Source organism: Aliidiomarina maris (assembly GCF_003987335.1).
GTDB lineage: Bacteria > Pseudomonadota > Gammaproteobacteria > Enterobacterales > Alteromonadaceae > Aliidiomarina > Aliidiomarina maris.
Map to the genome: position 1 here is coordinate 1 of NZ_PIPK01000021.1, position 14,886 is coordinate 14,886.

General features: G+C 45.9%; 14 protein-coding genes and 1 pseudogene. 8 read left to right on the top strand and 7 right to left on the bottom strand.

The features are described 5' to 3' along the window. Positions 1-126: 126 nt before the first annotated feature. A pseudogene (locus tag CWE07_RS13915) lies at positions 127-303 on the top strand (AAA family ATPase); the annotation flags it as partial. Positions 304-446: 143 nt separating this feature from the next. On the opposite strand, the gene CWE07_RS13920 reads toward CWE07_RS13915, so the two are convergent. Genes CWE07_RS13920 through CWE07_RS13935 form a run of 4 tightly spaced genes read right to left on the bottom strand, consistent with a single transcriptional unit; the run spans position 447 to position 4,228 of the window. After that, entirely contained in the window at positions 447-1,565 is a 1,119-nt protein-coding gene (locus CWE07_RS13920) for a hypothetical protein (RefSeq protein WP_111570555.1), read from the bottom strand. A 10-nt stretch (positions 1,566-1,575) separates the two neighbouring features. Continuing rightward, a complete protein-coding gene (locus tag CWE07_RS13925; RefSeq protein ID WP_111570556.1) occupies positions 1,576-2,580 on the bottom strand; it encodes a YecA family protein in 1,005 nt (334 codons plus the stop codon). An 18-nt stretch (positions 2,581-2,598) separates the two neighbouring features. Next, positions 2,599-3,948, bottom strand: a complete 1,350-nt coding sequence (locus CWE07_RS13930) for a type II toxin-antitoxin system HipA family toxin (protein ID WP_111570557.1) — start codon at positions 3,946-3,948, stop codon at positions 2,599-2,601. Then, positions 3,938-4,228, bottom strand: coding sequence for a helix-turn-helix domain-containing protein (locus tag CWE07_RS13935; RefSeq protein WP_001011876.1), 291 nt, complete (start codon positions 4,226-4,228; stop codon positions 3,938-3,940). Before CWE07_RS13935 ends, CWE07_RS13930 begins: the two co-directional genes overlap by 11 nt. Positions 4,229-4,565: 337 nt before the next feature. Between CWE07_RS13935 and CWE07_RS13940 the strand changes: the two genes are divergently transcribed. From CWE07_RS13940 to CWE07_RS13970, 6 genes are all read left to right on the top strand, one after another. Continuing rightward, on the top strand, positions 4,566-4,745 hold the full coding sequence (locus CWE07_RS13940) for a hypothetical protein (protein ID WP_111570558.1): 180 nt from the start codon (positions 4,566-4,568) through the stop codon (positions 4,743-4,745). A gap of 534 nt (positions 4,746-5,279) precedes the next feature. Continuing rightward, the gene (locus CWE07_RS13945; protein WP_111570559.1) at positions 5,280-6,836 is read left to right on the top strand and encodes a Fic family protein; all 1,557 of its coding nucleotides are present in this window, start codon (positions 5,280-5,282) and stop codon (positions 6,834-6,836) included. A 746-nt stretch (positions 6,837-7,582) separates the two neighbouring features. Beyond that, positions 7,583-7,870, top strand: a complete 288-nt coding sequence (locus tag CWE07_RS13955; protein ID WP_111570561.1) for a helix-turn-helix domain-containing protein — start codon at positions 7,583-7,585, stop codon at positions 7,868-7,870. Then, positions 7,861-9,207 carry a HipA domain-containing protein gene (locus CWE07_RS13960; RefSeq protein WP_241974154.1) on the top strand — a complete coding sequence of 449 codons (1,347 nt, stop codon included), beginning with the start codon at positions 7,861-7,863 and terminating at the stop codon, positions 9,205-9,207. The genes CWE07_RS13955 and CWE07_RS13960 overlap by 10 nt, the downstream gene beginning before the upstream one ends. A gap of 204 nt (positions 9,208-9,411) precedes the next feature. After that, on the top strand, positions 9,412-10,581 hold the full coding sequence (locus tag CWE07_RS13965; protein WP_111570562.1) for a Fic family protein: 1,170 nt from the start codon (positions 9,412-9,414) through the stop codon (positions 10,579-10,581). Between the two features lie 177 nt (positions 10,582-10,758). Next, on the top strand, positions 10,759-11,334 hold the full coding sequence (locus CWE07_RS13970; RefSeq protein WP_111570563.1) for a 3'-5' exonuclease: 576 nt from the start codon (positions 10,759-10,761) through the stop codon (positions 11,332-11,334). Here CWE07_RS13970 and CWE07_RS13975 read toward each other — a convergent pair. Continuing rightward, a complete protein-coding gene (locus CWE07_RS13975; protein WP_111570564.1) occupies positions 11,331-11,834 on the bottom strand; it encodes a DUF4411 family protein in 504 nt (167 codons plus the stop codon). The two genes, CWE07_RS13970 and CWE07_RS13975, sit on opposite strands and share 4 nt — an antisense overlap. After that, positions 11,831-12,985 carry an ImmA/IrrE family metallo-endopeptidase gene (locus CWE07_RS13980; RefSeq protein ID WP_111570565.1) on the bottom strand — a complete coding sequence of 385 codons (1,155 nt, stop codon included), beginning with the start codon at positions 12,983-12,985 and terminating at the stop codon, positions 11,831-11,833. Before CWE07_RS13980 ends, CWE07_RS13975 begins: the two co-directional genes overlap by 4 nt. Positions 12,986-13,158: 173 nt before the next feature. Here CWE07_RS13980 and CWE07_RS13985 point away from each other — a divergent pair, with 173 nt between their 5' ends. Next, positions 13,159-14,073 carry a DUF429 domain-containing protein gene (locus CWE07_RS13985; RefSeq protein ID WP_111570566.1) on the top strand — a complete coding sequence of 305 codons (915 nt, stop codon included), beginning with the start codon at positions 13,159-13,161 and terminating at the stop codon, positions 14,071-14,073. 72 nt (positions 14,074-14,145) lie between these two features. Here CWE07_RS13985 and CWE07_RS13990 read toward each other — a convergent pair whose 3' ends face one another. Next, entirely contained in the window at positions 14,146-14,772 is a 627-nt protein-coding gene (locus tag CWE07_RS13990) for an ISAs1 family transposase (RefSeq protein WP_338067881.1), read from the bottom strand. Positions 14,773-14,886 lie beyond the last annotated feature (114 nt).

Genomic DNA, 14,886 nt, shown 5'->3' on the forward strand with positions numbered 1-14,886 from the left:
GGTTATGTACGGGTCGCCGTACTTAATAAATTAACCCGCCTTGGCATGCCCGTGAGCGAAATGGTGCGTTAACCCCAGGTGGGAAAGGGGCAATTTTACCCTCGGTACGGATTTGATCAACAAGGCCCTGTGGAGGTCAAAAGTGGTAAACGTACAAGAGCAAAATCGTTGGCATCCTACGTTGAAAAATGTACTCCAAGTAAAACCTTTAAGTTAACGGGTACACAAGGCTCATCCGCATTAGAGCAAACCAATATCGTGATGCCTTTGTATTTCACGCAGTATTTACCACAGAGATGGTAAAAGCGCGTTGCTTAGACCCCGAGGTCTACCCAAAGTGACTTCATAGTTAACAATTTGTAGACCTTTGGTGGGCTTACAACCTTTCAACCAACCCTCAATCGGTTTTTTGCTAACGTCATTTGGCCAGCCTATCGCCTCATCGTTTAAAGCAAATCACTCAAGCGATTTAACAGTGCTTTACGGCTATTATTCGCCACAACAAAGCGCTTAAAGCGTTGTTCAAACGCCGCTTCATCAGCTTTGAACTGATAGGCCTCAAACAGCTGATGCAGATAGCGTGATGCCGCATCGTAACCACTGGCGCAAGTTCGATCCGCTTGCTCTTGTGATTGCTGCCAGTAGTGCTCACGTTGATTGTAGATATCCGTCAACGCTTTTTCTTCTTCCGCTTTTTCGATAGCTAATTTTTTTGCGAGTGCTGCGGCTTGCTCTTGCTGTAATTGACTTTGCGCTTGCTCAATGAAAGGAGAAATGACGGCGGAGGTTAACCAGTATTGATAGATCTCGTCTGTGTTGACAGGTTCTTTTCGCGTCAGCGCTAAGGCTTGGTGACGGGTTAGCTGGCCTTGCTCAAACAACGTGCGTAATAGCGTGTCTTTCTCTGCTTGCGAGAGATTATGGATCCACGCATCAAGCGTAAGCTGAGTTTGTTTGGCTTGGTGACTGGGTTGTTCGCTCAGCACCATGGCGAGCGCCTTAACCAATGCTAAGGGAATATCATACAGCGCAGCAAACGCCTGCTCCTCTTCACTGAGGTGCTCAAAATCGAATTGAATTAACGGCACTCGCTCAACGCCATCATTAAAATCAAACGCTTTGAGCCACATAAAGTACACAAGGCGCCAATCCCCTTGCATTAACCCGCCGCGTAAAGCGGCTAAATGCTGGAAAAAGTCGTCAGCATGCTCATCGTCAAAATACTCATCATACTCCTCAAGGGAAAAAATCAGCAACTGCCACTCATCGTTTTCGTGAACATGAAGTCCATCACTTGAAAAGCCAAGTAACGCATCTGGAAGCGTTCCTGCTGGTAGCTTGATGTGTACATCGATTGAGCCCCAATCGGCATAGTAAAAACCGATATCAAAGTATTTTAACATCAGCTCAAAAGGCTCGGCCTTTAGATCACTGTAGGTGTAATACACCTGAAAGGCCGTAGCGCTGATCTCGGCACGGCTTGAAATGGCTCTGAGTGCTTGACGTGCTTTAGCATCTAAATACCCATCCAGACGCTCAAATTTATAGTATTGATATTCGCTCACGGTGACCTTGCTATTTATTTATTGTGAATTGAAAAGTTTGTTTTAACAAAGGCTGTACCTGAATCACTCTGGCGACTTGTTCAGCGTTTATATAACGTCTTGGGTCAATCGTTATAAATCCCCAAAACTGCAAAAATCGCTCAATAAATCGTGATTCGATGAGCATACTTAAGTTTCTTTCTGGCGAGAAGTAATCATCCGTAGGGAATACCAGCAATAGATCAGGGAAAGCTGTCATCACCTCTTTCACAAGCTGCTCCACACTGTTGTGGCTTTGAATACGCCACAGCATAAACAACCAAAAAGTGCGCAAGTCGACATCGTATTCGAAACTGTCCAAATAACCCCAGTTATATTTGCTGATGGCGGCCTCTAACATAGGTTTGAAAAAGGCCTGTATGCCTAGCGCTTGATACTGCTTTTGCGCTGATTTTTTTACATGGTAGCGGCCACTGCGCCGATAAATAATACCGCTAATTTCGGCAAGCACTCGGGTGTAGTGCAAGGCATTAAATTTGTCTTCGTTGCTGCCCGAAAACTCGCTGATGCTTATACTACGTTCGAATTGAGCAACGGCAAACTCAGGCAATAACTCACTGGCCTGTTTAACCAACTTAGCCGGTAAGTTGCCTTTACTCGTGGCTTTGAAGGAGCCTTCTTGCGCCATGGCCTCATCAAGAATGAGGGCTAGATAACGCATTATTGGGCTGGCAGAAAGAGAGTCGGGAGTGCAAATTGTCACCCACTTTAATTCATCAAAAGGCGCATAAAGCCAATTGGCCATTTGCGTTGGGGTTACGCCACAAAAATCGGGATGAGGTTGATGATTGCGTTCTTGCACTTTGTGCTGCAAAGCGGCATTGAGTTCATCAAGACTCAAATTTGGGTTCATTGCCAGCATGGTTTCAACATCATCGAAGACTTGGGCATGTTGCTTGGAAACGCTGCTCATACAACAACGTTTAAATTTTTTACCACTGCCACAATGGCAAGGATCGTTTCGGCCGAGCTTCATTACTGTCCCTTCTTATTGTTATAGAAAAAGCGCTACATTTTCTTGTTTACGCTGCTCCAATGTCTTAGCAATCACGGACATTGTTGTTTTACTGATCCCTTGTTGCTTGGCAAGATACGTAAATTGGCAGATGGCTTCTGCGACTTCTTCAATAACTTGCTTTGCATCATTCCAATTCGCAAAGCCAGCACTAGTAGCAAGTTTTTGCATCACCTTAAGCGATGGCGCTTTGCCATAACCGCCGAAAGCAGTGGCGTGTTCGTTGAATGGATGCGGGCTGTAGGTAACATCGTAAAAAGGTGCAGGGTTCCATTGACCGTCATCCGCTTGCAAAAACGCCCAGTTTTTACTGTGGTCGTCTTGATTAGACGACAGCAGGTTAAAAACGGCACGGCGAAATTGCAGCTGCCCAGCAGCGGGGGATTTACACAACTGACGGCTGGCTTTGATCAAGTCAATATAATCTAAACTTGGCGTTCGAAAGTCTGCATCCAGCAGCCCGCAAGCGCTGTGCATATGTAGGCGACCTGAACTGCGATTACCGCTTAAACGGGCCTGCTCCGTGACATAATCAAAACGCTTAAGCGCCAACCAGGCAGACGCACCGCTTGTAGTTGGTGCTTCAATGAGTTGCCAGACTGGTGGTTGGCACTTGGCAAGCTCGGCCATTTGCAAATAAACCGCTTCACACAACCCTTCTTCATGCCCGAGCGCGAGATTTTTCGAGGTAAACTTAATCAGCCAAGCCTCATCTCTAGGCTGAGCAAAGGTTCGACAATGCTGAGTTTCCCCTGCAGGCATATAAATCTGCGCCTTGGGCCTTGCTCCACCCGAACTACCACCGGCGACTAATGCGGCCAACACCTGTTGCGTATGCCCATCTAACTCATCGTGATTATCATCCATATAATCTGACATTGAAGCATCGAACAGCGTTTGTGCTTCTAAGCCCAAGGTTGCTAAATCAATGTCCGCGTATGTCGTGGCTGAAAACTCAGACACCGGAGAAAAAGACAGCGCTCCCATGCCTTTATCACCGACAAAGGCCAGTCTATCCATCGCCGTTAATTGATTAGGTAGGATGCCCTTTTGCCGGAAAATACGATCTTGTAACAACATGCCCCAGCCATCGGGCAAACAATCTCCAAATACGCCATGTACACCTTGGTGCGGCGCTTTAGGTGCGGCTTGAACTAGCGTATTCGCTTGCAAGGTAAACGGTGATAAATTGCCAAACTGCTGCAAATAGTCGTCAGTATACTGAAAAAAAACGCCTTGCCGATTCTGCGCCAAGACTCCAACAGATATCTGCTCACCTGAGCTTAGCGTACGAGTAACATTAAGCTTCTGAATCGGTTTAAAACTCATCTTTTAGCACCTCATCAATACTCGTGGGTATAGCAGCGCGTTCTTTGCTAAGTTGCGTGAGCTGATAAAGCCTATCTAGCGAATCAAGTGTCTGCCATAGCAACAGCAATTGACGAAATGAAATTTGCCCGGTCAGCTCAAATTTCTTAATGGTGGCCGCAGGTACGCAGCTTCGCTCAGCCAATGCAGCGCGCGACAGCTTTGCCTGCTTGCGTAACTCACGTAAATAAGCCGCATAAGCTTGGCTTACATCGGTATCATCAAGTAAGGTAAAATTCATCCGCAAAGACCAAGTGGATACAGTTATATCCATTATAGCGAAATAAAACAGAAATTGGATACTATAATATCCATCAGTGCGTAGAGTGTTGAAAAAATTACTCGATAAAGCCCTTCAAAACTGCTACTTTTAAGTACTAACAGCAGCAAAAAAACGGCACGAGAGGTACGCAACCATGGCCACTTTAACCGCAACGAAAATCGCATCTTTAGACAGAAATAAACAACACGGGAAATATGCCGACGGTCTCGGGATCGCGCGCTTTCTCTGGCCGAGATAAAAGACGCAACTAAGATTTTTCGGAAGCATATGGACCGCTTCGGTATGGATAACTACATTGCTGTTTGTATCTGGTGCTTGGCGTCCGCTGGACTTAGTTAAAGCAGAATGGGAAATACCAGATCAGCGGGTGAAGAAAGGCAAAGGTATTGTGATACTACTGCCAAGCCAAGCGGTTGAATGGTTTCACATGCTCAAAGCGCGTTCATATGGTCCAGACTATGTTCTACCAGCATGAAGAGGTTCGAATAGGCCTTTCATTGGTGGCGACACAATTAATCGTGCAATCAACAAAATGTTTGGAATCGAACAAGGCCGAAAACGGCCCGGGCCTAACTTGATGGGAGACATAGAACATTTTACTGTACATGATTTACGACGTACCTTTCGCAGTCAAGGGTCAGCACTAGGCCCCAGTGGAGCCGTTGGTGAGCGGGCCATAAACCATAGTTTGAAAGGTGTGGAAGGTATTTATGACCGTTACCATTACTATGAAGAACGGCAGCCGCCGCACTAGAAGCTTGCTGATATGATTGAGACGTTGGTTTGGTATGACTTAATGTAACTAAAAGTCGCAATTCAACAAGGAAGTTTTGATTCGTAAGTTACAAGTCTATTTTGTAACTACAACAGGTCATTTGTAAGTGTAATTTTAGATTTGTAACTAAAATACCTAAAATGTAATGATTTCTTTTGTAAACTAGCTATCATATACGTATACATGAACGTTGACTAAAGATAAGACCTTTTTGGCAAGAAGTAAAGGATTGCTATGAAACCAGTTGGATATGCTTACCTCAATCTGCATTACGATCTACGTCTACCGAAGCTCGGGGTGGAGGTTTATCAGCATCCAAATGCGGAAAAGGAACAGTTGATCCAATATGGTGGTAGCAAGCGCAGGGTAATTCCTGGCCACCTAAAGTACGATGATAACCCCTATTCGCAGATGCATGCGGCAATAAAAAACCAAGGCATCAGACTACATTTCTTTGCAGCAATTTATAAAAAAATTAATGTGACTGAATTTACTGCGTTTATTTTAGATAAACCGACAAGTCAATATAACCGAGTCCTTTGGTTTCTTTACGAATGGCTAACTGGGCAGAAACTTGATATCCCGGACCTAAAGTCGTCGAATTATATAAAATTGTTCGAAGACAAGTTCTACTACACCCTGGGAAATGGACACAAAGATAAACGAACACGGGTTATTAACAATGCGTTAGGTACACCTGAATTCTGTCCGACGATCCGAAAAACAGCTGATATAAGTCAGCTTGATAAGGCTGACGTTTATAAAACTGCATTTGCGAAAATGCAGCGCATCGGAGAACTGCTATCAGTTGATGTGATTGGGCGATCAGTTAATTACCTTTATACAAAAGAAACAAAGTCATCGACGGAGATAGAGCGAGAAGAGCCGAATCGGCAGCGAATGCAAAGATTCCTGAATGCAATAAAAAATGTTGGATTATATGAGTTGAACAAGCATTCGCTCATCAACGTTCAGAACCAAATTGTGGATGAGAAGTTTAAAGCGACCGATTACCGCGAATCGGAAATTTATGTCGGTACAACGATTCAACGGTTTGGGAATCGAGATGAAGATGTTCATTACGTAGGTGCTAAACAAGAACACATAGCAAGTATGATGAATGGTCTATTCAAGCTACATGAAAACTTGATGATCGATGGCTCAGTTCCCCCATTATTCCATGCAACTTTGATATCTTTCGGTGAAGTTTATATTCACCCTTTTGATGATGGAAATGGTCGCATTCATCGCTATCTGATTCATGACGTCATGAAGCATCGAGAACCAGAGCATAAGTTTATTATTCCGATATCTGCTGCGATCTTAAAAAACCAACAAAAATACGATCAGGTTCTTGAAACCATTTCGGTACCAATAATGGCGATGTTGGATTACGAATTCGACAATTCCAATAGAATTGTAATCAATAATGATATTGATTACATGTATCGCTTTCCGGACTACACCGAGCATGTAAAGTTTGTATATGAGATGATGGATACAGCCATCTCCGATGATCTACTAAAAGAAGTATGCTTACTTACCGTGTTCGACTGTTTGAAAAAATTTATCAACGAGAATGTGGACTTGCCGAACAATAAAATCGATAGGGTTTTGTCGATTATTATTCAAAACGGTGGTGAAGTTTCGAAGCGCAAACGTAAGCAACTAGAAGCTCTAGTAGATGGAAAAGTTCTCAAAGAATTGGAGGGGGTGGCGACCCGCCTTATCGAAGAAATTAAGGATAAATTTGAAATTGATGTTGTTGCGGTGATGAACGAAGAGATTTAAGTGCTGATAAACAGGACAGCAAATGCTTCATGACTTTTGGCTAAATATGAGAAAACTCGGAGTTGTAACAAGACGTTTAGAACTAGCATCTGAAGCGGCGAAAAGAGCTCACGCAGAGCAATTTTTAACAATCGGTAAGGGGCTGTATGCCTTGGCTGTAGCAATCCCTGTCACAGAGCTTCACAGCAGTGGTTGGGAAGAATGCCGCTATACTCTCTAACATCATCGAACGTTACGTTATGGAGCACAGGAATTAAGGTTTCTTTGTTCAAAAGTGCACCCAATTCTCGCTCCGTCCAAAATCGGCCAGTTAGGTAGGCTGGTGTCAATAAAGTAATTCCAGAACGAGCCTTTCGCAGACCTGCATCCATTTGGAGGGATTGCGGTTCGTGACAGCTTTGCGCGTTCGCGTAACCCCCGTAAATGAGCAGCATAGGCTTGGCTTACATCGGTATCATCAAGTAAGGTAAAATTCATAAACAAGCTCAAGTGGTTACAGTAATGTCCATTATAGCTTAATAGCGCATAAAATGGACATTACTGTATCCATTTTTGGGTGGGATGTTGAGAAAATAATTCGATAAAGTAACGCCTGCAGCGGCTTAAAATAAATCACCAGTATCGGGTTCTATTGCTATAATTCCTTATGGCAATAATATATTAACCGTTATTGGTGATTTTATTTGATGTTTCCCGCAACCACTCTATAATCATCAAATATGGTGAATAATAGGGGCGCGGTTATCATGGCAAAGAGAGTGACAGCAACAGACATTCCTAAAGTCATGTTTATTGGTAATGCGGAAATATTAGGTCAGCTGATTAAAGCGAAAAGGACACAGCTCGGCATCAAGCTGGCGGATTGCGCTGCCTTATGCGGTATCGGTATTAACACCTTGTCGCGCATCGAAAATGGCAATGAAAACTGTACTTTATCGGCAGTTTTCTCGGTGTTGAATGGGCTCGGTATTAAGCTGACGTCGAGCGAACTGACGCCGGTAGCGAACTCATCAGGCGAAGACGAGTGGGTTTAACCATGGGGAATGCAGACGCGTACCAACTACAGGTAAGTTACGGTGGTCATGCCATTGGCTCATTGGCATTGGATAGAACCACAAACCTGTTAAAACTGAGTTATCTACCGCAGTGGCAAGCCGATGGTTTTGCAATTTCGCCTCATCTACCGCTTAATAACCAACATGCGCCTGAAGTGGCATATAACTACCTTGATAACGCTTTGCCCGAGGGGGAGGCACGTAAGCTGCTGGCTGAGCATTTGGGTGTGTCGGAGAAGAATGTGTATTCGCACGTGCGCGCTATTGGCAATGACCTAGCTGGCGCGGTGACCTTCGAGTCCACCCGAGAAAACCATCAAGCTGAAGCTACCCCTGTATTTAGAAAGCTGGAGGACGCTGAATTCATTGAAAGGCTTAACCAACGAGAAGACTTTGGCTTGCTGACTTGGGATGACAAACCACGGCTGAGCGTTGCTGGTGTGCAAGATAAGCTGATCGTTTTTATTGATAGCGATGACAATATAGGCTTTGGCGATGGCTTGTTATGTTCCACCCATATCTTGAAGTTTGAAAAGAAAAACTGCCCAAACTTGGTATTAAACGAGTTCTTCTGCATGAAGCTGGCAAGCGCGGTCGGCCTTCCAACCGCTGATGTCGCCTTTAAGCGTTTTGACCCGCACCCGGCACTTATCGTCAAACGATTTGACCGTAAGTACGTGCAACAGAGCAACAAAGTGTTTAGGCGCCATGTGATAGATGGCTGCCAAGCGTTGAATCTGCCACGAGATTATAAGTACGAGCGAAACCTGGGCGACGGCCGTGATGTTCAGCACATTCGTGATGGGGCAAGCCTACAAAAGCTATTTCAACTTTGTCAGCGTATGAGTTCACCAGTTGAAAGCAGGCAGTGGCTGATCAACTGGCAATTATTTAACTTAATGATAAGCAACTACGACAGCCACGGCAAAAATGTTTCACTTTTCTTCGACAAGCAAAACGCGCGCTTCACGCCTGCTTATGACTTAGTAAATGTGGCCATGTTCCCTCAGTTTAAACATGTGCTTGCCATGGCGATGGGCGATGAATTTGATCCACAAGATATTCATGCCTATCAGCTGGCCGATTTCGCTGAAACCTGCGAGATTGATAAAAAGCTGTTGTCGAGACAGTTAATTGGACTCGCAGATAAGGTGCTCAGCCAACTTGAAGGAAGTGAGTTTATCGAGTGGTTTAAACTACAACCTTATATAGGCCCTGAAGATATCCGTTATTGTGAAATGCTGCGCGACCACATTATCAACAGAACAAAGCATTTAAAAGCTCAGGCAGCTGATATTCCAGCTATCTCGGTGTAGATGTGAAGCCTCGCTTATTTAACCATCAACACGCGTGGCGCTTATGCTTCGCACAACGTTATGAAGACAACGTAAGCCCAATGGTTTACGCCGACCATGCTGAATCATTGTAAAGTGAGCCGAATACTACTAGTATTTGGCTCATATAGTGAGCTGAATAATTGACGTAATTGGCTCATCGGTGAATAAGTGGCAGGCGAATTGATGGGCTTGAATGACTTAGAACAGAAGCAGTGGCTATGGCAATCACCAAATTGGCCAGACTTTCGGTGGGAGCAGCAACGCTTACCGCCGCTGCTTCGGCGTGCGTATGACCGTATTGGTCAGCTTAAAGGACGTATGGCTTTGGTTGAAGGGCACGAAGCTTTTACCTTAGATGCCATGCTTGCAAACATTGTCGCTTCATCGGCCATCGAAAGCGAAAAGGTGGATGTGTACGGCGTGCGTTCTTCATTAGCGCGGCAACTGGGTATTGACGATCAAAACCCAGTGAAAATTTCCGAGCAAAGTGAAGGCTTGGCCAACTTAATGCGTGACGCAGTCACAGCGTGGCAGCAACCCTTGTCACTTGACGTACTATTGCAGTGGCACTGTTGGTTGTTTCAAGGTTATACATCGCTCATGCAAAAAGTGACACCCGGTCAGCTGCGTGGCGATGCCCCGATGCAAATCGTATCGGGGCCACTGCAACGCCCGAAAGTGCATTTTGAAGCCCCACCTCGTGCCATGATCGACAAAGAGCTGGAACAGTTTATTTGTTGGTTTAATAGCTCTCAGGACAGTGATGTCGACCCCATCGTTAGAGCAGGCATCGCCCACCTTTGGTTTGTTACCATTCACCCATTTGAGGACGGCAACGGCCGTATCACTCGGGCGCTTACTGACCGTGCTTTAGCCCAGGCTGACCAGAGTAGCATTCGAATGTTTGCGATGTCTGAGGCCATATTGGAACAGCGCAAGGCATATTACGATGTGCTGGAACGCACGCAAAAACTCGCTACAGACCAACAACCAGACATTACCGAATGGCTGGTTTGGTTCGTTGAAACCCTAACGCTGTCCGTCGAAACAGCACTCGCGAAGATAGAGCGCACGGTTGTTAAAACAAAATTCTGGGCTCGCCACAACGACAAACCTTTACTTGAGCCACAGCGTAAAGTGCTGAATCGTCTATTAGACGGTGATTTCCCAGACGGTATCAACGCAACGCAATACCAGCGCGTGGCTAAAGTGAGTAAAGCCACCGCCACACGGCATTTAAGCGACTTGCTTGAACAAGGCGTGCTGGAAAAGCTTCCTGGCGGCGGGCGCAGCACTCGTTATCGAGTGCTGTGCGATTACCCAGAAGTACAAAATAAGAGCTCGTTTCAATAACGGTAAACGGGTTCAAACACTTTGCGTTCAAAGCACAGCTTAGTCTTTTCTGAATATCTTAATCAGGATTTGTATAATGAACTCACTACATTATGCAAGACGACTTTAGCATGTATAAAATGCTAGTTATTTATACATATTCGGTGGCGGATGTCAGGTTCAGGGAACTTCAAGGTTATGAGTAACAACGCATTGATACTGGTGGTGGATTTAGAAGCCACCTGCTGGGACACTACGGTACCTGACACTGAGCGCAGGCAAACCGTGCATGACATGGAAATTATTGAGTTTGGCTGCGTGGTGGCCAAACTTGACGGGTCGATAGTAGATACTAACTCGTTCATGGTGAAGCCTGTTATGCACCCTTCGCTATCGGCGTTTTGCACGGCACTGACCAGTATCACCCAAGCCGACGTGGATGCCGCGCCATCATTTACTCAAACCGTTCAGTCAATCAATCAATGGCTCGGTGCACACCCGTTGACTGCGTGGGGTAGCTGGGGCAACTACGATAAAAACCAACTGCAAGCAGACGCTTCGCGCAATGGCACATCCCCTGATTTCTTTGAACTACCGCATATCAACTTAAAAACCGCATGGCGGAAAAGTAATGGATTGAGCCGTAAAGCGAAGAGCGGGCTAATCCATGCACTCGCGTTTCATGGCCTTGAGTTTGAAGGGCGACACCATCGCGGTGTGGATGATGCGCGGAATATTGCTAGGTTGATGGCTTGGGTTAATTTGCCATCTTAGGGACCTAAAACTAATTGGGCAGAGGTAAGCTCAAGTAAGTCGAAAATGTCTGTGCATTGGACTTCGAACTCTCGGGCAACATTGGGAATCTTAATCTTAGAGCTGTTGGCCGGCACGACGACTTCGTGGGTCACGATAGTGGCAGACAAGTTTTTAGCCGTAGCAATGAGCCAAGGGTCTGCGCCGCGCAGAAAGCGCTTTATCTCGGCCTGCGAGTAAGCTTGTTGAAGGGCAACATGGTTGGCGATGCGCGCGTATACTTGCTGGGTAGTTAGGTCGTTTGAAGCTCGGAAGAAATGTTTGTGTGATTGCGCCCAGCCGTGGAGTTCGTCAGGCGAACCGGTATGCTTTGTTAGTTCAGCATACACATGGTCGATACTTTCGAGAATTACCCCGTCGTGAGGTTTAACTAACCAGTCCCAAAAACCCGGCACCACGCGCATGCGATAATGCAAGTTTTTAGCCTGAATGAACGAGTTCGCATCCAGCAGGTAAATCAAAATTTAAGCTCTGATTTGGCGAATGATTTAAGCTTGCTGGGTTGTACGCCAATGAGGTGCTGCGCGTCCCGTAAGAGCATCCTGCCACTTAACGCTTCACTTGCCACGGCGGCAGCAAGATTCTTGCTGTATCTCATATTGATCAGTCGGGCAAACGGTGGGCCACCATCTTTCTGACGTTGCTCATCTTTGGTTTTTTGAAACTCAGCAATAATTTTTCTATAGTGCGCCCAATACTGGTCTTCGTTGATAAGTCCCAGTTCAAGCGCTCGGCGGGAAATTACCCAATGACTCACATGGAAGTGCGCGCTTAGTTCTGGAAGATTACCTTTCCAGTTCTCGATATCACTCTGCCATAACTGCACCATTTCAGCGCTGGGAACTAAAAACTCTGCCGCCACTCGATTACAGAATTTTTCAATTTGGTTGTCGTTCTTATGGCTTAAGTCTGACACGCCGGACTCCCCAAGCATCAGATGAACAAATTCATGCATCAGAGTGAAGGTCCAGGCTTGGGTGACATCAGCGGTGTTAATAAAAATAACCGGCGCATGAGGATGGGCAATAGCAAAACCGCGAAACTCTTGAGGGTTGAGAGACCTGCTGGTGTTATTGCCGACCACACTGTTACGCATGACCAGAATTCCGAGCGCTTCCATTCGTTCGATGAGCAGGGTGAAGTACTGGTGAAACTGAGAGGGACGAGCTGCGGTGTGCTCACTTAAAAGTGCCCGCACGGTTGCAACTGCTTCTTCAACGTTGCCAAAGGTTAGCTGGCCAACCCAGTTCAATGCTGGCAAGCCTTGCTCAAGCCGATATTCGTGATACCAGTCTCTACGTTCAATTGTGGCATGAATAGTGTCTTTCAGCGCTAAGCTAAAAGACCCAACGGGATGATCCCCCACAGTTCGCAAGTCCGGAATAGGAAGGGGCTCGCGCGGGGGCTCATTTAAAAACAGATAGCCAAACGGGATAAAAGTTTTGTCCGCAAATTTCTGTGCCTGCCTGAACGTTGGTTTTTTCTCACCAGCTTCCCAAGCCAGCACCTTGTCTTGCTTAATTTTCATTTTATCCGCTATGTCGGACACAGCAAACCCTGCTCTTTCACGAGCCCAAGCTAATATGTTTGGGTTTACCAGTGCTTCAACCATGGTTTTATTGACCTTTTACCATAAACAAACCCCGCCGCAGACTCGGTTGGCGGCGAGTTACAAATGACAATACATCATTATAACTTAGTATGTGAACAAATGGTTTTCTTCGCACTCGTGTTGGTGGAAATCTGCCTCTATGCAAACCAACACATGCTGTTATTATCGTTGATATGAAAACACTTATTATCGGCTTTGATTCTGCTTGGACAGCGCGCAAAAAAGGCGCGATGGTGGCGGTTATCTCCAGCCATGACACTCAGACAAGCAACCCAGAATATAAGCTATTGCAGCCGCCCGTCATCGTCGACTGGTCTACGGCACTCCAGCAGGTTCGTACCTGGGTTGATAGCCACTCACCATTTGCCACCAAGATATATATTGACCAACCGACCATCGTCAGTAATACCTCGGGACAACGACCAGTTGAGAATATTGTAGGCTCGCTGATTAGTTACCATTATGGCGGCATGCAACCCTCTTCGTTGAAGCGTGACGACATGTTTGGTCCATTAGCACCAATCACTAACTTCATTAACGCATTAAATGCGGATGTGAGGATGAGTCCGACGACTGCGCCAATTCAAATATTCGAAACTTATCCAACTCTCAGCATTATTGCCAAAGGATGGTTGAGTTCAAAGGCCGGTTCGGCGCGTAGCAGGCTACCTAGATATAACCCTGAAAACCGCGCTAAATTTTCTCTGGCCGACTGGCAGCAGCTTTGCCAGCAGCTTGCACAGGACTTTAAACAAAAAGGCATAAGTGAGATATGTGATTATCTCGCTACTTTAGAAGCATTAGACAAGCCTGATAAATATGATCAGGACAGGTTAGATGCATGCTTATGTCTGATGGCGGGACTCGATGCTGCTGTGGGTAAAACCATGACCGTGGGGCAGCCCGATACCGGCTTCATTGTCGTACCCTATGGCGAAGCTGCTTATGAGAAATTGGTGGCACGTTGCATTCCTACGGGTAGAGATCCCGACGCCTGGCTCAATCATTTGATACCGCAGGTGACTTACAGGCAAGGATCATTGGACGATGTGGTGTTATTTCAGGGGAAAGGTCAGAGCGTACCTTAGATTCTTTTCGATTGGCCCATGCTTTAGAATTAATGACAGGATGAAGGGACAGGGCGAGAGCGTGAACGTTTTTTAAGCATTCACGATTAAGTCCAGCACCTCTTCGCTCATAGTAGCCATCTTCTGTTTGCGATTGACGCTCGCTTTTATCGTCTTCTCGCGCCGTATTTGATTCAGCGCAACATGGCGGAAACATGCCAGGTTATCTGCGGCATGACCACGACTAATCGGGCAGTCATCTTCTCGCATTGTCACATCGAGAACCCAATGCAGTCGGTTTTCAACGCCCCAATGGGCGCGCACTGTACTGGCAAATTGCTCAGCGGATAAGCGTGCTGAGCTTATATAATAACGATACTGCATCTGCTCTTTGCCATTCGCTAATCGGTAATAAGTGGCACGGCCAATGGTCTCGAGCGATGACCAGGCTGAACGTATGCTTACAGGCAGTTCAAGCGCCGATAAGACATCGTAGGCGCGATATTCAACACGACCATGCTCTTGCTCAAGATGCCCAGGTTCGTTGCTGTCACTGAGTTCAAACGCATCTTGAAGCGCCTGATATAGCGATTTTTGGTTCTTTTTCACTGCAATGCAGTAGTCGGCTTTCTTTTTAACTATGGTCTTCACGATTTGCTTTTGGCAGCTCATGGCGTCGAGCGTCACCATCGCGCCTTCTAGTTCTATGATCTGTACCAGTACTTTTGGACACCGAGCTAAGTGAGTAAAATCACTTAACGAGGTGAATCATGAAAGCAAATAAAATACGCAAAGTCCACACACAAGAATTTAAAGCAGAAGCCCTGAAATTAG

Excerpts from the sequence above, each read along its gene's own strand:
- CWE07_RS13925 (WP_111570556.1), bottom strand. The coding sequence starts at position 2,580 with ATGAAGCTCGGCCGAAACGATCCTTGCCATTGTGGCAGTGGTAAAAAA.
- CWE07_RS13930 (WP_111570557.1), bottom strand. The coding sequence starts at position 3,948 with ATGAGTTTTAAACCGATTCAGAAGCTTAATGTTACTCGTACGCTAAGC.
- CWE07_RS13935 (WP_001011876.1), bottom strand. The coding sequence starts at position 4,228 with ATGAATTTTACCTTACTTGATGATACCGATGTAAGCCAAGCTTATGCG.
- CWE07_RS13945 (WP_111570559.1), top strand. The coding sequence starts at position 5,280 with ATGAAACCAGTTGGATATGCTTACCTCAATCTGCATTACGATCTACGT.
- CWE07_RS13955 (WP_111570561.1), top strand. The coding sequence starts at position 7,583 with ATGGCAAAGAGAGTGACAGCAACAGACATTCCTAAAGTCATGTTTATT.
- CWE07_RS13965 (WP_111570562.1), top strand. The coding sequence starts at position 9,412 with ATGGGCTTGAATGACTTAGAACAGAAGCAGTGGCTATGGCAATCACCA.
- CWE07_RS13970 (WP_111570563.1), top strand. The coding sequence starts at position 10,759 with ATGAGTAACAACGCATTGATACTGGTGGTGGATTTAGAAGCCACCTGC.
- CWE07_RS13980 (WP_111570565.1), bottom strand. The coding sequence starts at position 12,985 with ATGGTTGAAGCACTGGTAAACCCAAACATATTAGCTTGGGCTCGTGAA.
- CWE07_RS13985 (WP_111570566.1), top strand. The coding sequence starts at position 13,159 with ATGAAAACACTTATTATCGGCTTTGATTCTGCTTGGACAGCGCGCAAA.